The organism is Bacillus sp. GB_SG_008 (assembly GCF_052038115.1).
In the GTDB taxonomy this organism is placed as follows: domain Bacteria; phylum Bacillota; class Bacilli; order Bacillales; family Bacillaceae_G; genus Bacillus_A; species Bacillus_A rhizoplanae.
Genome location: NZ_JBPZSK010000004.1, coordinates 290,725 through 312,158, shown reverse-complemented (window position 1 = coordinate 312,158; position 21,434 = coordinate 290,725). Strand labels below are relative to the sequence as shown.

Genomic DNA, 21,434 nt, shown 5'->3' with positions numbered 1-21,434 from the left:
TCTACTATTCTTTTATTATAAAAGAATAGGCAGAAAACGAAACATCGTTTTCTGCCTTTATGTAATATGTTTAGTTATTTTGTTGTTTACTGAGAGACATAATAAAGTATCCGACAAGACCACCAATTGCTGGAACAGTAATCATTCCTGCTAGTGTAAAGTATTTGCTTAAGAAAATACCGTTAACATCCATAAACCATCCTAAGACAAATAACATCATCATGTATAGTACGAAATAAAATTCGCGATTAGAAAGCTTTTCACCTTGTGTAGTTTTCATTATCAACACCATCCTTATTTGTAATAATGGAATTGAAAATGTCACAATTTAGAAGATAAAATGTCACATTTTGTTCACATTTTTATTGTAAAACTTTCCAAGCAAAATGTCTAGTTAGTTGTGACAACTTTTTGAACAAAAATAAAGCGTTCACATTAGACAATAAAGAAAAAGCGTCTTATGATGAGAGCAAGAGTTACATGATAGGAGTGAAAAGGACATGACAATTTATGATTTTTCTGCAAAAACAATAACAGGAGAAGAAAAGTCATTACGTGATTATGAAGGAAAAGTAGTATTAATTGTGAATGTTGCCAGTAAATGTGGTTTTACACCACAATATAAAGGCTTGCAAGCTTTGTATGAAAAATATAAGGAGCAAGGTTTTGAAATACTCGGATTCCCATGCAATCAATTTGGAGGTCAAGAGCCAGGAACAGAAGATGAAATTACGAGTTTTTGTGAACTGAATTATGGTGTGACGTTTCCGATGTTCGCAAAAATAGATGTAAAAGGGAATAACACGCATCCGTTATTTCACTATTTAACAGAGCAAGCGCCAGGGCTATTAGGGATGAAAGCGGTAAAGTGGAATTTTACGAAATTTTTAGTGGGGCGTGACGGCGAGGTAGTGAAGCGTTTTGCACCTAAGACGAAACCAGAACAGCTAGAAATGGAGATCGAAAAGGAAATATAGAGAAAAGAGGCCGATATAGAAGAGCCTCTTTTTTTGTTAGCTACCTTTTAAAACATAGATAACAGAGAAGAATTTTCATTGATAATAGGAGCATTCGAAAATAATATAGTAGTATAAGGATGTAGGGGGAAATAGTTTGAGAAAATTTATTTTTAGTATAGGATGTTTATTTATGATGTTAGCTGGTTGCAGTACGAGTAATTATGATGCACACGTTGAAGCAGGCATGAAAGCATTAAAAGATGAGAAGTATAGTGATGCAATTATGTGGTTTGAAAAAGCCAATCAAGAAAAGTCTACAGCTGAAACAAAAACTTATATGAAAGTTGCAAAATGGATGGAACAGGGTGCCACTGCATTAAAAGATGGAGATTATAAACAAACAATTGAAAATGCGAATCAAGTAATATATATGAAAAAAGATGCTACACTTGAAAAAGCTGTAAAATCAAATGCTGAAGAAATGTTGCAGAAGGCAAAAGATATAGAGAAAAAAGAAAAAGCGAGAGATGAAAAGAGAAAGGAAATAGATGAGAAAGGTATTGATAAAGCCATTAATGCGGTAGATAGTGTTGATCAAGTAAGAGAAAAGCAGAAGGAGATTGGAGAATCTTTAGATAAAGCCGAAAAAGCAACGGAAAAAATAGAAGCAAAGAAAAACTGACATGCAGAAACACCGAAGGCGCAAGAAACAAAGAATAAATTAAATGATAAACCATTCGTTTTAAATGTTCATAGCGATTTTCCATAAGGATGTTAACAGTTAGAAGGGAAAATTGAAGGAATTATGGTAAAATAGAGGCTCTAATAGAAGAGCTTCTTTTTTGTATATTAATTTAATAAAAAAAAGAAAAAGTTCACACGAAATACAAAAGTATTCGATACAATGTCTCGGTGAGAAAAAAGTCATAAATACATGAAGAGATATTCTATGTGTTCATTCAACAAATGTTCTAGTCAGAAAGGGAGAGAGAGATGAAGGAAGCGTTAAACAAACAATTTCAAAATATGCGCTTTATTTTGTTAACCGTTATTTTGATATGGTTAAAAACATATATTGTTACGCGATTTAGTTTTGATTTGAAGATAGATTCTGCTATGCAGGAATTTATTCTTTTTATTAGTCCGTTAGCATCTTCTTTGGTGTTAATTGGGCTTGCATTATTTGCGAAGGGACCAAAAAGGAATTATATAGCTATCATTATCGACATTATTATGACCATTATCCTCATTGGTAATGTAATGTTTTATGGTTTTTATAATGATTTTGTTACACTTCCAGTGTTAACGCAAACGTCGAATATGGACGGATTAGGATCTAGTATAAAAGCTTTGTTAGACATTAAGTTTTTATTAATGTTTGCAGATATTATCTTTTTATTTTACCTTGCTAAAAAGAAACCTAAATTTGCAAAAACAGAGCGTATTTCTGGCTCTATGAAGTCACTATACTTTTTAATCAGTATTGCTATTTTTATGGTAAACCTTGGTTTAGCAGAAAAAGAACGTCCTGAATTATTAACTCGTTCATTTGACCGCGTTATGATTGTGAAAAACCTTGGGATATATTTCCATCAAATGTATGATTTTGCATTGCAAGTAAAGACAAGCTCACAAAAAGTATTTGCTGATGGAAGTAAAATTCAAGAAGCAGAGAATTATATGAAAACAGTGGAAACAAAACCTGATCCAAATATGTATGGTATGGCAAAAGGAAAGAACGTTATTGTTGTTTCTTTAGAATCAACGCAGTCCTTTTTAATTGATTCTAAAGTAAATGGGCAAGAAGTTACACCTTTCTTAAATCAATTTAAAAAAGAAAGTTATTATTTCGAAAACTTTTATCATCAGACAGGACAAGGGAAAACATCGGATGCAGAGTTTATGATTGATAACTCATTATATCCGTTAGATCGTGGTTCAGTATTCTTTACGAATGCTAGTAATGAGTATATGGCAACTCCAGAAATTTTACATGAACAAGGCTATTATACAGCTGTATTCCATGCGAATAATGCTTCGTTCTGGAATCGTAATGTGATGTATCCATCCTTAGGATATGATCGTTTCTATAATGAATTGGATTATAACGTTACACCAGAGAATAAAATAGGATGGGGATTGAAGGATAAAGAATTCTTTGATCAATCAGTGGATAAGTTACAAAAGATTGATCAGCCGTTCTATGCTCGTTTTCTTACATTAACGAACCATTTTCCATTTACGTATGATGACAGTATAAAAATGATTGAACCATTTAATTCAGGCGACGAAACATTAGATAACTATTTTGTTACAGCGCGCTATGAAGATGAAGCTTTAAAAGAATTTATTCAACGTTTAAAAGACACTGGAATATATGACAACTCAGTTATCGTTTTCTACGGTGATCACTATGGTATTTCAGACAACCATAATCGTGCGATGGCACAATACTTAGGGAAAAATGAAATTACTCCATATGATCACATGCAGCTACAACGTACACCATTATTTGTTCATGTTCCAGGTCAAACAGAAGGAAAAACAATGACTGCTCCTGCTGGTGAAGTAGACGTGAAACCGACGATTCTTCACTTATTAGGAGTTGATACTTCTAATGATATTGAGTTTGGTCATGATTTATTTTCACCAGAGCGAGAACCGTTCGTTGTAGAACGTGATGGAAGCTTTATTACAGACAAATATATTTATTACAATAACACATTCTACGATCGTCTAACTGGTCAGGTCGCTCAAGTACCAGAACAAGAGGCAAAAGCACTTATTAATCGGGCACAGACAGAATTGAAAATGTCCGATAGTATTATTCAAGGTGACTTGTTACGTTTCTCAGATGCGGCGACTAAAGTGAAATCAGGAACAATCAAAACAGCGATTAAAGATGATAAGAAAGAATAAAGAATCATGAAAAAACCCGGTGCCTGAAAAAGGCATCGGGTTTTTGTTATATCTGTTAGTACTATGTTACGCAGAAATATAAAAAGGATTAAAACAGTTCTATAAAAGCATTTATTAAATAAAATATTTTAGCGGAGGAATCACCATGAAAAAGTCTAACATAAAGGTTTTTTCTTAAGGTTCTGGGATCAAATTTTGCTCATGAACAATATAAAAAAGATGCAAAAAATGTGAAAAAGATTTTTGTGATAAAATAGATTATAGAAAAATAAAAAGTACCAAAATCCCTGTAAAACAAGGTCACTTGGCACTTTCATCGTTTGTATGTTTTACAAAATGAATTATTTTAAAACTGCTCATTCTTTTCCCAAGATTCAACGATATAATGAGCAACTGTCGGATTTACACCGCGGCCGATTAAGTACGTGATCGCCGTAATTTCAGTCATGGCGTGTGCTACGGAAGTATGTTTTGCTTCATTTACACCGTAGTCTACCCAAGGTTTTACGAGGCTTAATACAGGTTGTTTTAAGTGGTGATATTGTAAAGCATATTGTTGGATTTGTTGTTGTGTTGGTTCTGTTGGCGTTGTAGGGCTGGATTGAGGGACACGTGAATCATAATAATACTGTTGGTGTGGTTGTGGCTCATAGTTTGATTGATAGTATGGTTGGTGTGGATAGGGCTGTTGCGGGTTATAGAACATTTTTTTTCCTCCTCCATGATACTAGTTACAACATATAGTATGGGCGGACGAGAAAATGTGTGATGAAAAAATGGGGGCGTGTTACAATAATAAATTGGGTGAAGATATTATGAAAAAACAAGAACAAATTGAAAAAACGATTACATTTGTAAAAGACATACTAGAAAAAGATGCAAGCGGACATGACTGGTATCATATTGAGCGCGTGCATAAATTAGCGATTGTATTATCTGAAAAGGAAGGCGGGCAGCGCTTTGTTATTGAAATGGCAGCTTTGCTTCACGACGTCGCAGATGAGAAGTTAAACGAAAGTGAAGAAGCTGGTATGAAGAAAGTAACAGATTGGCTTGAACAATTAGAGATTATACAAGAGGATGTAGATCATATTGTTCATATTATTGTCAATATGTCTTATAAAGGTGGACACGGTGGAACTGTGGCAACGTTAGAAGGAAAAATTGTACAAGACGCTGATCGCCTTGATGCACTTGGGGCAATTGGAATTGCCCGGACATTTGCTTATGGAGGGGCAAAGGGACGTTTAATATATGATCCAAAAATTCCACCGCGTGAAGTGATGACAAAGGAAGAATATCGAAAAAGTGATGAACCATCGTTGAATCATTTTTATGAAAAACTGTTAAAGTTGAAAGATTTAATGAATACAGCTGCAGCGAAAGAAGAGGCGGAAGAGCGTCATCGCTATATGGAGCAATTTATTGACCAATTTATGAAAGAGTGGAATGCACAAATATGAGAATGTTAACAGTCGAAAATGTATCCAAATCATATGGGGAGAAACCGTTATTCAATGGTCTATCTTTTAGTATTGCTGAAGGGCAGCGTGCTGGTATCATCGGTGTAAATGGAACTGGTAAATCAACATTATTAAAAATTATTGCAGGTGTAGAAATTCCAGATACGGGAGAAATGACACATACGCGTGGTTATACGATTAGTTATTTATCACAGCAACCGGATTTTAAAGAAAACTTAACTGTACTTGAGCAAGTGTTCCATGGCGATACACCGTTAATTCGTCTTCTTCGTGAGTATGAGCAGACATTATTAAACTTAGAAAAAAATCCAACAAATGAAAAAGCGCAGGAAGCATTATTTGCAGTGCAGCAGCGTATGGATGCAATGAATGCTTGGGAAGCAAATGCAAATGCAAAATCGTTGTTAACAAAGCTTGGGATTACTGATTTTTCTGCGGCAGTAGGAAATTTATCAGGCGGACAGAAAAAGCGTGTTGCGATGGCGCAATGTCTTATTCAAACACCAGATTTATTAATTTTGGATGAGCCGACGAACCATCTGGATCATGAAACAGTAGAGTGGCTAGAAGAATATTTATCACGTTACACAGGTTCCGTTTTACTTGTTACGCATGATCGTTATTTCTTAAATCGTGTAACGAACCGTATTTTTGAATTAGACAATGGTAAGTTATATAGCTATGAAGGAAATTACGGTGCCTTTTTAGAAGCGAAAGCACTTCGAGAAGAACAAGAAATTGCACAGGAAGCAAAGCGTCAAAACTTATATCGCCGTGAACTTGCGTGGATTCGCCGCGGTGCAAAAGCTCGTTCTACGAAGCAAAAAGCACGTATTCAGCGTTTTGAAGATCTGCAAAAGAAAGAAGGACCAACAGCAAAACAAAACGTTGATATTGCACTTGGCGGTAGTAGATTAGGAAAGAAAGTACTTGAATTAAAAGATGTGACAAAAACATTCGGGAATAAAACTGTTCTTCATAATTTCCAATATATTGTGAAACCAGGGGATCGTATCGGTATTATCGGTGCAAATGGTAGCGGGAAATCTTCTCTATTAAATATGCTAGCTGGGAAAATCACACCAGACAGTGGTGAGATTGAAGTAGGACAAACAGTAAAAATCGCATACTATACGCAAGAAAATGAAGATATGAACTTAAATCAGCGTATGATTGAATATATTAAAGAAGCAGCTGAAGTCATTCATACGACAGATGGAAAAACAATTAGTGCTTCGCAAATGCTAGAGCGCTTCTTGTTTGAGCCGCATACGCATGGTACACCGCTTAATAAATTGTCAGGCGGTGAAAGAAGAAGACTGTATTTACTGCGCATTTTAATGGGAGAGCCGAACGTTCTGCTTCTAGATGAGCCGACAAACGATTTAGATACGCAAACATTAACAGTGCTTGAAGATTATTTAGAAGAGTTTCCTGGTGTTGTGATTACCGTATCGCATGATCGATACTTCCTTGATAAAATCGCAGAAGAACTTTTTGTTTTTGAAGGTAACGGTCACGTTCGCGTCTTCTTTGGTAGTTATAGCGATTATTTAGATGAGAAAAAAGAACAAGAAGCACTGTTAAAAGCAGAAGTGCAGAAAGAAAAGAAAGTAGAAGAGGCTCCAAAACAGCAAAGGAAACGTAAACTTTCCTATAATGAACAGCGTGAATGGGAAACAATTGAAGATAAGATTGCAGAGTTAGAAGCGAAAATTGAAAGTATTGCAGCAGAATTAGAGAAAGTTGGCGCTGATTATACGAAAGCACAGCAGCTTTCTGAAGAGCAGCAACAAACAGAAGAAGAATTAGAGCAAACAATGGAGCGCTGGAGTGAACTATCTGACATTGTAGAAGGGTTAAAATAAGAACAAGCTGCATATGTTGAAAAATAAAGAGAAAATATTTACACTATTGGTAGAAAATATTTTAGGAGGGAAATCATGCGAACATCTAATCCAATGTTAAAGAAAGAGGCGTTTCGGAAAGAGGGCGTAAGTACTTCAGCGATGACAATCGGTGGTACAGTTGGTAAAACGTTTATTATGCTCATATTGTTATTAGGAACGTCTGTGTACGCATACATGCAGATGATAGAAAATAAGATGCAACCACCAGTATTAATTGGTGCTTTAATTATAGCGGCGATTGTAGCGCTTGCTTCGGCATTCGTACCGCGTATTTCACCAATTACAGCACCGATTTATGCAGCTGTGGAAGGGATTGTATTAGGAAGTATTTCTGCTATGTATACAATACGTTTTGGTGATTATATCATTTTACATGCAGTGTTACTAACCATTTCTATTTTACTAGCAATGTTAGTGTTATATGCAACGCGTGCTGTGAAAGTAACGGATAAGTTCCGTACAGGTGTTATGGCAGCAACGCTTGGGATTATGATTATGTATTTAATCGTTTTAGTTCTACAATTATTTGGCGTGGCAGTACCATTCTTACATCAAGGTGGAACAATTGGCATGATCGTTAGTGCAGTTGTGATTGTTGTTGCCGCGTTAAACTTAATGCTAGACTTTGATTTCATTGAAGGTGGTGCGCGCGGCGGTGCTCCGAAGTATATGGAGTGGTACGGCGCATTAGGATTAATGATGACATTAGTTTGGTTATACCTAGAAATTTTACGCTTCGTTTCTTATTTTGTAAAAAATGATTAAAATGGTGAAATCCTGCATGATTGTATCATGCAGGATTTCTTTTTTGAAGTTTTATCGAGATAAAGATGATTTTTTCTTATGCAAAAATATCTTTTTATATTTTTTACCACATGCTTCGTTTTTTCTACAATAAAGAAAAAAGAAGAGGTGAAGCAAATCGCATGATGAATATTCTCTGTACATAGTTATAGTCTACTTGACTTTAATTTTTAGACTATCTAAACAGCGAAAAAGAACAAGAAACTAAAACGAACAGTTTAGTAAACGTCTTTTAATACCTAAATACTTAAGAGATGGCCTCGGTTATAGTACCGGGGCCATCTTTTTTAGTGTCCATTGATAACAATGATGATTACGAGCTATGGTAATGATTTAAAGAATGAACAGCCAAGTCTGAAAACAATAAAAAATATTTTAAAGCTCTCTTTTCAAATTTATTTCTTTAACGGATTTTTGAGTGTGCCTATATAATAATATTTTTCTGAAATAAGAACGTCCCTTAAAAATGGTTAAATAGTTTTTTGTATTTCCATATTTTAATTCTATGCAAATCCTCGAGCGTTTTTTCTGTACTAAAATTCACCAAATCCTTATCTTACATAACCATCAAGTGATATGGCTATTTTAAAAAGGATGAATTCTATGTCTTTTATAGATTATTACATTGAATATGGGAAAGAAGGAAATTTTTATGGCTAACACAAAAAAATTAACACTTTTTGGGTTGATTGGTATTACAATGGCTTTTTTTGGAACGGTACGAAGTGTGCCGACTCTTGCAATTACTGGTTGGACCCAAATCTTCTATATGGTGATAGCTGCGTTTGCATTTGCTCTCCCTATTGCATTAATGTCAGCTGAGCTTTCAACGGCTTTCCCTGAGGAAGGCGGACCTCAAGTTTGGGTGAAAAATGGTTTAAGTGAGAAATGGGGATTTGTTACCTCATGGTTATTATGGGTTCAAATGTTTTTCGGGATGGTAATGGTTGCGTCAACTGTTGGTGTTCTATTCGGTTACGTTATTAATAAACCAGCATTATCTTCAAACAACTACTTTATTTTTGCCGTAATCTTAATTTCATACTGGAGTGTGACTTTATTAAACCTTAAGTTTGATATGGTAAAAGTTGCGGGTAACTGGGGCGCTGTTATTGGTGTGTACATTCCGTTTGTCATTCTTGTTATTATAGGTGTCATTTATATGATTAAAAACGGGATTCAAGCTAATAGTTATTTAGGGGGTTTTAAGCCGAGTGACCTTATTCCTAATTTTAAGGACTTAGGAAGTTTAACTTATTTATCAGGAATTATCTTTATTTTTGCAGGAGTAGAAATTTCGTCTGTACATGCGAATAATATTGACGATCCAAAACGGAACTATCCAATTGCTGTTATCACTTCTGTTATTTTATTAGCAATTTTTAATATCATTGCTGGTTTAACAGTTGCAAATGCGGTACCAAAAGGTAAATTGGAGCTTGCCAATATTACACAGCCATATATGATTTTCTGTAAAGATTTAGGTATTCCATCTATCGTTGTTAACATCATTTCTTTAATGATTTTAATTGGTGTATTAGTGCAGCTAAGTGCATGGGTACTTGGACCAAGTAAATCTATGATTAAAGTGGCAGAGGAAGGGAATTTGCCGAAGTTCTTCCAAAAGAGAACAGAGAAAGATATTCCAATTACTTTTGTGATGATTCAAGCAATTGTAATTTCGTTAGTATCTATCTTATATATAGTAGTTCCAGATGTTAACAGTGCCTTCTTAATCATAACAATTACAACAACGATTTTATATTGTGTTGTGTATGTTTTAATCGCTATTTCAGCCGTTCGTTTGCGCTATAAGATGGCAGATCTTGATAGACCATTTAGATTAGGAAGTAAAGGGAATGGATTAATGTGGACGGTCTCTATTCTTTCAATGATAAGTATTATTTTTACAATTATTGTAAGTATTATTCCGCCATCTATTTTAAAGCCAAGTCAATATACTGGATATGTTATTTATCAAGTGGCCGCTACAGTAGTAATGATTGGTATAGCACTTATCATCAACAAATTTAAAAAACCAGAGTGGAAAAAAGATAACGACCCACCGGGGGATTTAAAGAAATCAAGCTAAAGAGCCTATAAATATTTGGTACGTATTCCTTAAATTTGAGTTAGCTTATTTGACTAACAATGTTTTATACCCTGTTTTTGATGACAAATATTAATTTATGTGTGAATTTTTGTGCGGTAAAACCTAAAAATAATAACGTATTTTGTATCGAAGTTGCTTAGGAAAATATGTGAGATAATTTGGAGGAAATGAAAAATGAACTATAAAATTCCGGATATTAATTTAAAAGCACTATTCTTAGGTGATAAAGGTGAAAATGCCGACTTATTTAAAGAGCTGTTAATCAAAATGGTAGATGAACATGTAGGTTGGCGTCAAAATTACCAACCACAAGATTTACCAGTAATTACTCCGCAAGATAAAAGTTCACAAAGTTTTGAAGAAACTGCAGATCATATCCGTAGTGTAATGGATGTATTATCATCAAAACTTCGTACCAATTCATTACCATGGCATTCGGCGGGGCGGTTTTGGGGACATATGAATTCCGAAACATTAATGCCAGCTATTATTGGGTATACAGCTGCAATGTTATGGAATGGGAATAACGTGGCATATGAATCTTCCCCTGCCACTTCTCAAATGGAAGAAGAAGTAGGACATGAATTTGCTGCTCTTATGAGCTATAAAAAAGGTGAGAGTTGGGGGCATATTTGTGCGGATGGTTCGATTGCTAATCTAGAAGGCCTTTGGTATGCAAGAAACATGAAATCTCTTCCTTTAGCGGTTAAAGACGTAGCTCCTCAATTAGTGGAAAATAAATCAGATTGGGAATTATTAAACATGACTACAGAAGAGATATTAGATATTATAGAAAAAATTCCTGAAAAAATTGATGGCATAAAAGCACATTCTGCGCGTAGTGGTCAACATCTACGAGAGCTAGGTAAATGGTTGATTCCACAAACCAAACACTATTCTTGGCTAAAATCAGCGGATATTATTGGTATTGGCCTAGATAATGTGGAAGCAATTGATGTTGATCATAACTATCGAATGGACATTGGCAAACTCGAAGAAAAAATCCGAGAATTGGCTGCAGAAAAAATACCTATTCTTGGTGTGGTAGGCGTTATTGGTACAACAGAGGAGGGACAAGTAGATCGTATTGATAAAATTGTTGAGCTACGTGAAAAATTAGCAAAAGAGGGTATTTATTTTTACATTCATATAGATGCTGCTTATGGTGGGTACGCTCGATCTATTTTCTTAGATGAAAACAATGAATTTATTGATTATAACAAAATTGATGAAGTGTATGAAAAATATGGTATTTTCAATGAGAAAAATAAATGGCTGACTGAAGATATTTACCATTCTTTCAAAGCAATGATGCACGCTGAAACGATTACGATTGATCCACATAAAATGGGATATATCCCTTACTCAGCTGGTGGGATTGTAGTAAAAGATATTAGAATGCGTGATGTCATTTCTTACTTTGCAACATATGTGTTTGAAAAAGGAGCCGATATTCCTGCATTACTTGGTGCATATATGCTTGAAGGTTCTAAAGCGGGGGCAACTGCAGCCTCAGTTTGGACAGCCCATAAAGTATTACCATTAAACGTGACTGGTTATGGAAAATTACTTGGTGCAAGTATTGAAGGAGCTTACCGTTTTTATCATTTTTTACAGGATAAACAATTTAAAGTTGGGGATAAAACGATTAAAGTTTATCCATTAACAAAACCTGACTTTAATATGGTTGACTATGTGTTTAATGAAGAAGGAAACACAGATTTAGCAAAAATGAACAAATTAAATCATGATTTCTTTGGTGAAGCTTCTTACGTTAAAGGGAATATATATCACAATGAATTTATCACTTCTCATACAGATTTTGCTATCCCTGACTATGGAAACAGCCCACTTCCATATGTGAAAAGTCTTGGATTTAGTGAAGGAGAATGGGATAAGGAAAGAAAAGTAACAATACTACGAGCTTGTGCATTATCTCCGTACGCTCATGATAAAGATGTATTCGATGAATACGCTAGTAAGATTGAAAGCGCAATTCAAGAAAAGCTTGAAATCATTTACAATGTGGAAAAGAAAAGTAATGATGAGACATCTGTTTAAGATGCAGTATACGATATACGTTGAGGAAGCACAGTAGCTATCGATACTATTGCTGAGAGCAATAGTAATGGTACAATCTGGGTGGTAATACGATTAAGAATGGTCCTTATGTATTTTTTAGACATAGGGACTTTTGTTTTTAGACAAACTAAAAGAGTAAATTCTTAAAAATTAAAGGAGCTAGAAAAGCATGAACATCATTGACGAATTGGAATGGCGTAATGCTATCAACCAACAAACAGATGCAGAAGGGTTACGTGAATTAGTAGAAGAGAAAAAAATTTCCCTGTACTGTGGGGTAGATCCAACGGGTGATAGTATGCATATTGGACACTTAATCCCATTTATGATGATGAAACGTTTCCAATTAGAAGGGCATCATCCAGTAATTTTAATTGGAGGAGCTACTGGAACAATCGGTGATCCAAGTGGACGTCAAACAGAAAGACAACTTCAAACATTAGAACAAGTACAGCATAATGTTGAAGCGTTAACAGCGCAAATGCAAAAGTTATTCGACTTTGGCGGAAATAGCGAAGTGAAAATGGTAAATAACTACGATTGGACACATGAAGTAAGTATCCTTGAGTTTTTACGTGATTACGGTAAAAACTTTAGTATAAATAATATGCTAGCAAAAGATATTGTAGCAAGTCGTTTAGATACAGGGATTTCATTTACAGAATTCACATACCAAATTCTACAAGCGATGGATTTCCATCACTTATACAAAGAAGAAGACGTACAACTGCAAATTGGCGGCAGTGACCAATGGGGAAATATTACAAGCGGTTTAGACTTAATTCGTAAAAAAGAAGGACCAGATGCAAAAGTTTTTGGATTAACAATTCCATTACTATTAAAATCAGACGGTACGAAATTTGGTAAAACAGCAGGAGGAGCGATTTGGTTAGACCCTGAAAAGACAACACCATTTGAATTCTACCAGTTCTGGGTGAACACAGATGATCGCGATGTGATTAAATACTTAAAATTCTTCACATTCTTAACAAAAGATAGAATTGATGAATTAGTGGTTAAAGTTCAAACAGAACCTCATAAACGTGAAGCGCAAAAAGTGTTAGCAGAAGAAATGACGAAATTTGTTCATGGTGAAAATGCATTTCTACAAGCAGTAAAAATTACAGAAGCATTATTTAGCGGGGATATTAAAGCGTTAACTGCGGATGAAATTGAACAAGGCTTTAAAGATATGCCAACTTTCAATGCTGCAAAGGAAACAAAAAATATTGTCGAGTGGTTAGTAGATTTAGGAATTGAACCTTCTAGACGCCAAGCAAGGGAAGATATTAATAATGGAGCTATTTTGATGAATGGAGACAAAGTAACAGATGTAAATACAGATGTTACGGTAGAAAATTCATTTGATGGAAGATTTATTATTATCCGTAAAGGTAAAAAGAATTACAGCTTAGTAAAACTGGGAGAATAGGGTAGTGTTATAGGTGACAGCGGGAATTCATTATGCTTACGTCGTGGAAACAATTGTTAGATTTAATCACCATGTGATAACAGAGGTTAACAAAAACAAGTTAATAGGTCACTTAACATTAGTATCAACAGAGAATAAATAATATTAAAGAGTTAGTAAATACATTACATTCATCTTTTACCATTTCATTTTTTTAAAACTCTTCATGAAACTTCTTGTTTGCCATCCGGACATTTCCTCTTTGAAATCTATTATAAGGACTTAGCTAAGTTGAGCCCATATGTCTATACTAACTCTATGTTAGTGTACAGACGTTTACATAATTATAATGTGTAGAAATGAGAAGAGAGCTTTTCTATCGATATTGATGAATTAAATGATTAAAGTAAAGAAATCCTGCATGATTGTATCATGCAGGATTTCTTTTTGGTGTTTTATAAAGACAAAAATGAGTTTTTTTATACAAAAATATCTTTTTATGTTTTTTACGGCACTCTTCTTTTTTTCTACAATAAAGAAAAAAAGAAGAGGTGAAACAAATCGTATGATGAATCGAGTTGTATTAATCGGTAGATTAACAAAAGATCCAGAATTATATTATACAAAGCAAGGGATTGCTTATGCGCGTCTTTGTGTGGCAGTAAATAGAGGGTTTCGTAACAGTTTAGGAGAGCAGCAAGCTGATTTCATTAACTGCATGATTTGGCGAAAATCAGCGGAAAATGTAACGATGTACTGCAAAAAAGGAGCACTTGTTGGTATAACCGGACATATTCATACGAGTCAATACAATAATGAGAGTGGAAAAAGAATATATAAGACAGAAGTTGTTATTGAAAGAATTACTTTTTTAGAGAAGAAAAAAGAGCAAGCACCTCAGTAGGAGTCTCATTTCAGAACATGTTACAATACAGCTAAGAACAGCAATAAAGGAGAGACACTATTCGTGAAAATTAAAGGGATTGAACCGACACCAAGTCCAAATACAATGAAGGTTATTTTAAATGAAGTGTTACCGTCAGGAGCACGTAATAACTATACACGTACTAATATGGGAGAAGCTCCAGAAAGAGTGCAGCAAATTTTACAAATTGATGGTATAAAAGGCGTGTATCATGTTGCGGATTTTTTAGCAGTAGAGCGTAATGCAAAATATGACTGGAAACATATTTTACAACAAGTACGTGCTGTATTTGGGGAAGAAGTAGCAACGGAGAGTGAACAAGAATCTAATGCGCATTTTGGGGAAGTAAAAGTATTTATTCAAATGTTCTTTACTATTCCTATGCAAGTGAAGTTAACAGATGGTACAACAGAGGAACGAGTTGGATTACCAGATCGTTTTAAAGAAGCAATTATGAAAGTGCAGATGTCTGCGCCAAATGTTGTAAAAGAACGTAAGTGGGTTGAGCAAAGTACACGCTACGGTGACTTTGAAGATATCGGGAAAGAAGTTGTGGAAGAGATTGTTGCGGCATATCCAGCTGAGCGCGTAGAAACAATTGTACAAGAATTATTACAGCAAGCAGGAGCAAAAGAAGTAACGATTACAAAACGTCAGCCATATAAAGTAACAGAGGAAATGATGAATGATTCTGATTGGACAAAACGTTATGCGGCACTTGAACAAATGGATCCAACAGAAGAAGATATTCCTGTACTGAAGAAAGCGTTAGAAGATGAAAAAGTATCGATTCGTCGCTTAGCAACAGCTTATTTAGGAATGGTAAAAGGTGATGCCGTATTACCTTTACTATATAAAGCATTACTTGATAAATCAGTAAGCGTACGCCGTACAGCAGGTGACTGCCTATCAGATATCGGTGACCCAGCAGCAATGTTTGTGATGATTAAAGCGTTAAAAGATCCAAGTAAACTTGTGCGCTGGCGTGCGGCAATGTTCTTATTTGAAATTGGTGATGAAAGTGCAGTTCCGGCACTTCGCGTAGCACAGGAAGATCCAGAATTTGAGGTAGCGATGCAAGCTCGCTTAGCACTTGAACGTATTGAAGGCGGAGAAGAAGCGAAAGGTTCTGTTTGGAAGCAAATGACGGAGTATCGAAAAGGAGAATAATAGCCATGCTTGTTTTTTATGATAGCTGGTGCCCGATGTGTACAAAGGTTGCAAATCGAACGAAAGAACTAGATAAAAAGGGGAAAATCAAATTTGTCTCTTTTCGCGAAGAAGAAATTGTTCAGCGATATTGCTTATCAGAAGAGATACAGCAAAATATGGAGAAACAGCTGTATATTTATAAAGATAGTCGTTGGTATAAAGGCATTAAAAGTGTAGATGTTTTAGCGAAAGCAATTCCTGCATACTGGGCAATCGTACCTTTTATTAAATTATCGATTCTTTTCGGTTTTGGTCATTTTTTATATGATTATATTGCGACAAAAAGGGAAATTGTCCCCGTTGGACATTGTAAAAATGGGGTTTGCGAACTTCCGAGGAAAAAATAAGAAAGTCATTATGTTTCTTTTGCGTCTATTATTAGAGCGTGATATGATAAATCTGGAATGAAAGTTGAAGGAGAGATTAGTAACATGACAAATGCATACGAAGAATACATGCGTCAAATGGTAATTCCAATGCGCCAAGAATTAGTACGCTCGGGATTTAAAGAATTAACAACAGCAGAAAATGTGCAAGAATATATGGAAAATGCAGAGGGGACAACATTAGTTGTTGTGAACTCTGTTTGTGGTTGTGCGGCAGGCTTAGCGCGTCCATCAGCTGGTCAAGCGGTTGTACGTTCTGAGAAGCAACCTGACAATCTTGTAACTGTATTTGCAGGTCAAGATAAAGAAGCGACAGCGATGATGCGTTCTTACTTTGATGATATCCCGCCATCTTCACCATCTATGGCACTATTAAAAGGTAAAGAAGTAGTTCACTTTATTCACCGTCATGAAATTGAAGGTGCAACAATGGATGAAATTATTAATAACTTAGAACAAGCTTTTGAAAAGCATTGCTAAAAAGGGAGAGATTTTCTCCCTTTTTCTTTGTAATGAGGTGGCAGAATGATTGTAACGACAGCAGGGCGAACAAATAAAGAAATGACCGCATATGCTGAAAAAATAGCAGCAGATTTACAATGTTCTTTTTTTGCGAGAAATGACCGTCCTATTTATGAATTACATGATCAATATAAACAAGATGTACTTGTTACTGGGAAAAATCGTTTAGCGATTTTTCCGCAAGGAACGGAAGAATCGTTCTTTTTTCATCCAAATTCAGCGATGTTTCGCGTGAAGCGATTAATGCGCGGTGAACATGATCCATTTCTGCAAGCTGCGCAGCTAGAAGAAGGGATGGAAGTATTGGATTGCACACTAGGTATGGCATCTGATAGCATCGTTGCAAGTTATGCCGTAGGAGAAGCAGGACAAGTCACTGGGTTAGAAGGCAACCGCTATATGGCATATTTGATTGAGAAAGGTCTTAAGCAATGGAATGCCGGTGTGACAGAAATAAATGAAGCAATGCAACGAATTACAGTGAATCATACGGAGCATTTAGCTTTTTTACAACAATGTGCAGAGAATTGTTATGATGTTGTGTATTTAGACCCAATGTTTGAAGAAACAGTATTAGAATCAGACGGTATACGCGGTTTAAAACATTTTGCGCTGTACAATGATATTACGGATGAAACAATTGAAGAGGCTAAGCGTGTAGCAAGGAAACGTGTTGTTTTAAAAGACCATTTTCGTAGTACGCGTTTTAAAAAACATAACTTTTTTGTATATAAACGAAAAAGCTCTAAATTTCATTTTGGTGTAATTGAAACTTGCTAATTGTCAGATAATATGTATAATGGACTATAATAAATTGTATAGAAAATCTTGGATGAAGAGAGTAATTATTTTCAGAAGCGATAGCGAGCTAGGGATGGTGAAAGCCTAGCGCAGAGAAAATAATGAAGCGCACTTCGGAGATGCTGCTTGAACGGTATAGTAGAGTAAGCCGGGGATCCCCAACCTCGTTATAAACGGGAAAGTGGTTCGTTATGAACAACAAGGGTGGTACCACGGGTGTAAACTCGTCTCTTTTTTTAAAAAAGAGACGAGTTTTTTTATGATTAAAAAAGGAGGAAGAATGATGGAATATAAAATGAAGTTTGCAAAACATGTATTCGATGTATTAGACCCAAGTTTATCATTACAACAAATTACTGATCTAATGGAAACGCCAAAGCAAGATGAATTTGGAGATGCCGCTTTTCCTTGTTTCACATTAGCGAAACAATATAAAAAAGCACCAGCAGTTATTGCACAGGAACTAGCGGATAAATTATCTCACCTATTTTTTACAAAAGTCGAAGCGGTTGGGCCGTATGTCAATGTGTTCTTCGATCGTCAAACTGTAAGTAACGAAGTGTTGTGTAAAATTATAGATAAAAAAGAAGAATACGGACAGTTGTACTTTGGTCAAGAAAAAACAGTTGTGATTGATTATTCTTCTCCTAATATCGCTAAACCATTTTCGATGGGACATTTACGTTCTACTATGATCGGAAATGCACTAAAACATATATGTGAAAAATGTGGTTACGAAGTTGTTGGTATTAACTACGTTGGTGACTGGGGAACGCAGTTTGGGAAACTAATCACTGTTTATAAAAAATGGGGGAATGAAGAGCTTGTAAGAGAAGATCCAATTCGTGAGCTATTTAAGTTATATGTACGTTTTCATGAAGAAGTAATAGAATACCCCGAGTTAGAAGAGGAAGGGCGTGCTTGGTTTAAAAAATTAGAAGATGGTGATGAAGAAGCAGTATATTTATGGAACTGGTTCCGTCACGAATCTTTAAAAGAGTTTTCTCGTATTTACGAACTGCTTGGCGTAGAATTCTCAAATTTCCAAGGCGAGGCTTTCTATAATGATAAAATGGATGATCTTGTTTCGCTTCTAGAAGAACATCACCTATTAGAAGAATCTGACGGGGCACAAGTTGTAAATTTAGAGGCAGAAGGAATGCCGCCATGTTTAATTAAAAAGTCAGATGGTGCCACTCTTTATGCAACGCGTGATTTAACAGCTGCATTATATCGCCAAAATACGTATGAATTTGATAAAGCATTATATGTCGTTGGGGAAGAACAAAGCTTGCATTTTTCACAATTCTTCACTGTATTAAAGAAACTAGGATTTGAGTGGGTAGAAGGTATGGCTCACGTTCCGTTCGGACTTATTTTAAAAGATGGTAAGAAAATGTCTACTCGTAAAGGAAGAGTTGTTTTATTAGAAGAAGTGCTAGAAGAAGCAATTATGCTAGCGAAACAAAATATTGAAGAGAAAAATCCGAATTTGAAAAAGAAAGATGAAGTAGCAAGGCAAGTCGGTGTTGGCGCAATTATTTTCCACGATTTGAAAAACGAACGCATGCATAACATTGAATTTTCACTTGAAAATATGTTGAAATTTGAAGGAGAAACAGGACCATACGTACAATACACACATGCCCGTACTTGTTCGCTATTGAAAAAAAGCGATATAGATATTGAGAAACAAGAATTACAGTTAACAGATGATATAAGCTGGACAGTGATAAAACTGTTAAATCGCTTTCCGCAAGTAATTGAAACAGCTTTTGGAAAATACGAGCCATCTCATATTGCAAAGTATTTACTAGACGTGGCGCAGGCGTTTAATAAATATTATGGTAACGTTCGTATTTTAGAAGAAAATGCAGAGAAAGAAAGTAGAGTTGCGCTCGTATATGCGGTGGAAATTGTATTAAAAGAAGGTTTACGTTTGCTTGGGATGGAAGCGCCTGAGGAGATGTAGAGGATGTGAAAGAGAAGGGAATTGAGTGTTTATCAATTTCTTTCTCTTTTTTATTTATAACATTTCAGCTAATTAGTAAACCTAGATTACTTTTATAAAATAAAAGAGGCTGTACTCAAAACGAGTTTTCAATCATTTTGAGACAACCACTATCTTAATAAATCTATTTTTTTAGTATATTTTTAAGCTCCATCAAATTTGAAATTTCATAAGTAGGTTTCAATCCTAATGTATTTACAATTTTATTAGGATTAAACCAGCACGTATCTATACCAAAATTGATCCCGCCTTGTATATCAGAAGTTAAGCTATCTCCTACCATCAATACCTTGCTCTTGTCAGTATGCTGTATATTGTTTAAAGCGTGCTCAAATATTTTAGGGTCTGGTTTTGATACCTCAACATCCTCAGAGACTACGATATCTTCAAAGTATTTTGCTATAATAGATTTTCTTATTCTATTATCTTGAACATCTTTAAGACCATTAGTAATTATAGAAAGTCTATAATTTTTATACAGACTTTCTACAAGGTCTATACTCTCATCGTATAAAAAAGATGCATAAGATAAATGTTTCATATATAATTGTGCAAATTCAACTTCATCAAATTCAGCATTTAATTTATTTGATAACCGTTTAAATCTTTCAACATTTAATTTTTTCTGAGTAATAAGTCCATCCTCAAGCTCTTTCCATATAGCGGTATTTATATCCTTGTATACTTTCAAATGATGATTTTCATCATATTCTATATTAAATGCAAGCATAGTATTTTTAAGAGAATCTTTTTCGGATTTATTAAAATCAAATAAAGTCTCATCTGCATCAAATATTATAATCTCGTACTTCATACTAATCCTCCAAATATAGTTAGTTTTTCTAGTTATCACATACAAACTTTTTTATAAAAAAGTCTTGTCAACGTACTTATATGATGTCCTATAGCATTTTGTTACAAAATGTTATAACAAGTAAAATATCATTCTAGTTTTATATAAAATACTTATTATGCTATACAACACTTTATAAATTACAGTATTTATAAAGTGTTGTATATGACATATGTCATACTAAACAAGGGTTATGAGAAAACTTGAGCACGGGAAAATTACCTGTATTTAGTTTTTTTATACTTTTTATAATTTTAAATTTTCAAATAAAATATTATTAGAATTAAAGTTTCTAAACTCTAAAGAGGTGTACGATAAAATGAATACTGGGGTTAATTTATCAGTACAGGAAATCTTAAAGCATAGACATTTTCAAGATGCAAAAGTGATAGCAGGGAAAGCCGGCCTTTGTCGAACAGTAAAGTGGCTACATATTATGGAAATACCTCGAATTGGAAATCTGTGAGCGAGTAAATCATATGTATCCCCTCCGCGATTATATTGATGCTGGTATCATTGCTGCAGCTGCTTCTGATAGCCCGGTTATCATGCCAAATCCACTTCTTGGTATTCATGTCGCTGTTAACCGCTTGAGTTCATCCGGACAAGAGGTCGGAGCCAATCAGCGTGTTAGCATTTTGGAAGCAATTAAACTCTTTACTTGGAATGGTGCGTACGCAAGTTTTGAGGAAGCGGTGAAAGGCAGCATCGAAGTAGGAAAACTTGCAGACTTGGTTGTTTTGGATAAACCGATTCTAAACGTTCCTCACGAACAGATTAAGGATATACAGGTTGAACTGACAATGTTGGACGGTGAAATTGTATTTCAGCATTCAACTTCCTTAATTGGATAGTGCATAACTTTATCTCGCTATTTTGGAGCAGTAGGGTCCACATCTCAAGGTTTAGAGTATAGATGGGGGATAACTGTTGGCATGCGCCTGACTGGGCAGGATTTCCATCAGTGGAGGATGAAGAAACTCCCTACTGATGGAAGTTTCACTTTATCATGAAAGAATGAGTATCACCTTTAACAGGTGGT

18 protein-coding genes, 2 pseudogenes and 1 other annotated feature are annotated in these 21,434 nt (G+C 35.0%); of the genes and pseudogenes, 17 read left to right on the top strand and 3 right to left on the bottom strand.

Annotated elements, in window-relative coordinates; translation table 11 throughout:
- Positions 1 to 70: 70 nt before the first annotated feature.
- On the bottom strand, positions 71 to 292 hold the full coding sequence (locus ACTDJC_RS13030) for a DUF3925 family protein (RefSeq protein ID WP_440603630.1): 222 nt from the start codon (positions 290 to 292) through the stop codon (positions 71 to 73).
- A 208-nt stretch (positions 293 to 500) separates the two neighbouring features.
- On the opposite strand from ACTDJC_RS13030, the gene ACTDJC_RS13025 reads away from it, so the two are divergent.
- From ACTDJC_RS13025 to ACTDJC_RS13015, 3 genes are all read left to right on the top strand, one after another.
- Positions 501 to 977: a glutathione peroxidase gene (locus ACTDJC_RS13025; protein WP_098310824.1), complete on the top strand. Its 477-nt coding sequence runs from the start codon at positions 501 to 503 to the stop codon at positions 975 to 977.
- Between the two features lie 172 nt (positions 978 to 1,149).
- A complete protein-coding gene (locus ACTDJC_RS13020) occupies positions 1,150 to 1,641 on the top strand; it encodes a hypothetical protein (protein ID WP_253631120.1) in 492 nt (163 codons plus the stop codon).
- Positions 1,642 to 1,952: 311 nt separating this feature from the next.
- Positions 1,953 to 3,878: an LTA synthase family protein gene (locus tag ACTDJC_RS13015; protein WP_098310823.1), complete on the top strand. Its 1,926-nt coding sequence runs from the start codon at positions 1,953 to 1,955 to the stop codon at positions 3,876 to 3,878.
- Between the two features lie 346 nt (positions 3,879 to 4,224).
- On the opposite strand, the pseudogene ACTDJC_RS13010 reads toward ACTDJC_RS13015, so the two are convergent.
- Positions 4,225 to 4,572 (bottom strand): annotated as a pseudogene (locus ACTDJC_RS13010) (hypothetical protein); the annotation flags it as partial.
- A gap of 121 nt (positions 4,573 to 4,693) precedes the next feature.
- Between ACTDJC_RS13010 and ACTDJC_RS13005 the strand changes: the two are divergent.
- The 12 genes from ACTDJC_RS13005 to argS all read left to right on the top strand — a co-directional run bounded on the left by ACTDJC_RS13005 (position 4,694) and on the right by argS (position 19,500).
- Entirely contained in the window at positions 4,694 to 5,341 is a 648-nt protein-coding gene (locus tag ACTDJC_RS13005; protein WP_440603629.1) for an HD domain-containing protein, read from the top strand.
- Positions 5,338 to 7,230, top strand: coding sequence for an ABC-F family ATP-binding cassette domain-containing protein (locus tag ACTDJC_RS13000; protein ID WP_440603628.1), 1,893 nt, complete (start codon positions 5,338 to 5,340; stop codon positions 7,228 to 7,230). The genes ACTDJC_RS13005 and ACTDJC_RS13000 overlap by 4 nt, the downstream gene beginning before the upstream one ends.
- A 75-nt stretch (positions 7,231 to 7,305) precedes the next feature.
- Positions 7,306 to 8,037 carry a Bax inhibitor-1/YccA family protein gene (locus tag ACTDJC_RS12995; protein ID WP_098310820.1) on the top strand — a complete coding sequence of 244 codons (732 nt, stop codon included), beginning with the start codon at positions 7,306 to 7,308 and terminating at the stop codon, positions 8,035 to 8,037.
- 691 nt (positions 8,038 to 8,728) lie between these two features.
- The gene (gene tyrP / locus ACTDJC_RS12990) at positions 8,729 to 10,168 is read left to right on the top strand and encodes a tyrosine-tyramine antiporter (RefSeq protein WP_440603627.1); all 1,440 of its coding nucleotides are present in this window, start codon (positions 8,729 to 8,731) and stop codon (positions 10,166 to 10,168) included.
- A gap of 195 nt (positions 10,169 to 10,363) precedes the next feature.
- A complete protein-coding gene (tdc, locus tag ACTDJC_RS12985; RefSeq protein WP_440603626.1) occupies positions 10,364 to 12,250 on the top strand; it encodes a tyrosine decarboxylase in 1,887 nt (628 codons plus the stop codon).
- A gap of 190 nt (positions 12,251 to 12,440) precedes the next feature.
- Entirely contained in the window at positions 12,441 to 13,703 is a 1,263-nt protein-coding gene (gene tyrS, locus ACTDJC_RS12980) for a tyrosine--tRNA ligase (RefSeq protein WP_440603625.1), read from the top strand.
- Positions 13,704 to 14,247: 544 nt separating this feature from the next.
- The gene (locus ACTDJC_RS12975) at positions 14,248 to 14,586 is read left to right on the top strand and encodes a single-stranded DNA-binding protein (RefSeq protein WP_098311095.1); all 339 of its coding nucleotides are present in this window, start codon (positions 14,248 to 14,250) and stop codon (positions 14,584 to 14,586) included.
- Positions 14,587 to 14,649: 63 nt separating this feature from the next.
- Complete coding sequence (locus ACTDJC_RS12970; protein ID WP_253629370.1) at positions 14,650 to 15,777, top strand: conserved virulence factor C family protein; 1,128 nt, start codon at positions 14,650 to 14,652, stop codon at positions 15,775 to 15,777.
- 5 nt (positions 15,778 to 15,782) lie between these two features.
- Positions 15,783 to 16,166, top strand: coding sequence for a thiol-disulfide oxidoreductase DCC family protein (locus tag ACTDJC_RS12965; protein WP_098311092.1), 384 nt, complete (start codon positions 15,783 to 15,785; stop codon positions 16,164 to 16,166).
- An 84-nt stretch (positions 16,167 to 16,250) separates the two neighbouring features.
- On the top strand, positions 16,251 to 16,685 hold the full coding sequence (locus ACTDJC_RS12960; RefSeq protein WP_098311091.1) for a BrxA/BrxB family bacilliredoxin: 435 nt from the start codon (positions 16,251 to 16,253) through the stop codon (positions 16,683 to 16,685).
- A 45-nt stretch (positions 16,686 to 16,730) separates the two neighbouring features.
- A complete protein-coding gene (locus ACTDJC_RS12955; protein WP_440603624.1) occupies positions 16,731 to 17,507 on the top strand; it encodes a class I SAM-dependent methyltransferase in 777 nt (258 codons plus the stop codon).
- A 40-nt stretch (positions 17,508 to 17,547) separates the two neighbouring features.
- Positions 17,548 to 17,763, top strand: a binding site (T-box leader).
- Positions 17,764 to 17,811: 48 nt separating this feature from the next.
- Complete coding sequence (gene argS / locus ACTDJC_RS12950; RefSeq protein ID WP_440603623.1) at positions 17,812 to 19,500, top strand: arginine--tRNA ligase; 1,689 nt, start codon at positions 17,812 to 17,814, stop codon at positions 19,498 to 19,500.
- Positions 19,501 to 19,663: 163 nt separating this feature from the next.
- Here argS and ACTDJC_RS12945 read toward each other — a convergent pair whose 3' ends face one another.
- The gene (locus ACTDJC_RS12945; RefSeq protein WP_440603622.1) at positions 19,664 to 20,353 is read right to left on the bottom strand and encodes a YjjG family noncanonical pyrimidine nucleotidase; all 690 of its coding nucleotides are present in this window, start codon (positions 20,351 to 20,353) and stop codon (positions 19,664 to 19,666) included.
- A gap of 358 nt (positions 20,354 to 20,711) precedes the next feature.
- On the opposite strand from ACTDJC_RS12945, the gene ACTDJC_RS12940 reads away from it, so the two are divergent.
- Together ACTDJC_RS12940 and ACTDJC_RS12935 are read left to right on the top strand one after the other, a co-directional pair.
- Positions 20,712 to 20,858, top strand: coding sequence for a hypothetical protein (locus tag ACTDJC_RS12940; protein WP_440603621.1), 147 nt, complete (start codon positions 20,712 to 20,714; stop codon positions 20,856 to 20,858).
- A pseudogene (locus ACTDJC_RS12935) lies at positions 20,857 to 21,246 on the top strand (amidohydrolase family protein); the annotation flags it as partial. The gene ACTDJC_RS12940 and the pseudogene ACTDJC_RS12935, both read left to right, overlap by 2 nt.
- Between the last annotated feature and the right edge of the window lie 188 nt (positions 21,247 to 21,434).

What these genes read in the sequence shown, in the direction of transcription:
- ACTDJC_RS13030 (WP_440603630.1), bottom strand. Translation starts at nt 292, where the DNA reads ATGGTGTTGATAATGAAAACTACACAAGGTGAAAAGCTTTCTAATCGC.
- ACTDJC_RS13025 (WP_098310824.1), top strand. Translation starts at nt 501, where the DNA reads ATGACAATTTATGATTTTTCTGCAAAAACAATAACAGGAGAAGAAAAG.
- ACTDJC_RS13020 (WP_253631120.1), top strand. Translation starts at nt 1,150, where the DNA reads ATGATGTTAGCTGGTTGCAGTACGAGTAATTATGATGCACACGTTGAA.
- ACTDJC_RS13015 (WP_098310823.1), top strand. Translation starts at nt 1,953, where the DNA reads ATGAAGGAAGCGTTAAACAAACAATTTCAAAATATGCGCTTTATTTTG.
- ACTDJC_RS13005 (WP_440603629.1), top strand. Translation starts at nt 4,694, where the DNA reads ATGAAAAAACAAGAACAAATTGAAAAAACGATTACATTTGTAAAAGAC.
- ACTDJC_RS13000 (WP_440603628.1), top strand. Translation starts at nt 5,338, where the DNA reads ATGAGAATGTTAACAGTCGAAAATGTATCCAAATCATATGGGGAGAAA.
- ACTDJC_RS12995 (WP_098310820.1), top strand. Translation starts at nt 7,306, where the DNA reads ATGCGAACATCTAATCCAATGTTAAAGAAAGAGGCGTTTCGGAAAGAG.
- tyrP (WP_440603627.1), top strand. Translation starts at nt 8,729, where the DNA reads ATGGCTAACACAAAAAAATTAACACTTTTTGGGTTGATTGGTATTACA.
- tdc (WP_440603626.1), top strand. Translation starts at nt 10,364, where the DNA reads ATGAACTATAAAATTCCGGATATTAATTTAAAAGCACTATTCTTAGGT.
- tyrS (WP_440603625.1), top strand. Translation starts at nt 12,441, where the DNA reads ATGAACATCATTGACGAATTGGAATGGCGTAATGCTATCAACCAACAA.
- ACTDJC_RS12975 (WP_098311095.1), top strand. Translation starts at nt 14,248, where the DNA reads ATGATGAATCGAGTTGTATTAATCGGTAGATTAACAAAAGATCCAGAA.
- ACTDJC_RS12965 (WP_098311092.1), top strand. Translation starts at nt 15,783, where the DNA reads ATGCTTGTTTTTTATGATAGCTGGTGCCCGATGTGTACAAAGGTTGCA.
- ACTDJC_RS12960 (WP_098311091.1), top strand. Translation starts at nt 16,251, where the DNA reads ATGACAAATGCATACGAAGAATACATGCGTCAAATGGTAATTCCAATG.
- ACTDJC_RS12955 (WP_440603624.1), top strand. Translation starts at nt 16,731, where the DNA reads ATGATTGTAACGACAGCAGGGCGAACAAATAAAGAAATGACCGCATAT.
- argS (WP_440603623.1), top strand. Translation starts at nt 17,812, where the DNA reads ATGGAATATAAAATGAAGTTTGCAAAACATGTATTCGATGTATTAGAC.
- ACTDJC_RS12945 (WP_440603622.1), bottom strand. Translation starts at nt 20,353, where the DNA reads ATGAAGTACGAGATTATAATATTTGATGCAGATGAGACTTTATTTGAT.
- ACTDJC_RS12940 (WP_440603621.1), top strand. Translation starts at nt 20,712, where the DNA reads ATGAATACTGGGGTTAATTTATCAGTACAGGAAATCTTAAAGCATAGA.